Genomic DNA, 365 nt, shown 5'->3' on the forward strand with positions numbered 1-365 from the left:
GGCGGTGTACTACCTGCATTCTTACGCGACTCCGGTGGTGTACTCCCCAATAACTCTGTTGCAGTCAACACGTCCGGCCAATCAGAATGGGTACTTAACTCCCAACAGATGACTAATTTCGCTGAAGGCATTACTTATGCCGCCAAGCACCTGGACGCCACCGCTCAGACCTTCTCAGAAGGCGTCGAAGCATGGCTTAACGGTCAAGAAGAACGCGTCGGCGCCCCCATCGAATGGGGCTCACAATTCCTCGGCGACGTACTTGCCGACATCACCGACGACCTCGGCTCCCCCTGGGGAATCGACGGGGCCAACGCCCCAGACATTCTTGACAATCAAGGCCGTGTCAAAGTCGCTGTCGCCGG

At 57.3% G+C, this 365-nt stretch carries 1 protein-coding gene; it reads left to right on the forward strand.

The genetic code is table 11. The annotated features are described in order from the left end of the window. Positions 1–108: 108 nt before the first annotated feature. Positions 109–365: hypothetical protein (locus tag QP990_RS12180; RefSeq protein ID WP_284799428.1), on the forward strand; the 257-nt coding region annotated here is incomplete at its 3' end.

Origin of the sequence: Corynebacterium sp. MSK071 (assembly GCF_030232125.1) — a bacterium.
GTDB lineage: Bacteria > Actinomycetota > Actinomycetes > Mycobacteriales > Mycobacteriaceae > Corynebacterium > Corynebacterium kefirresidentii.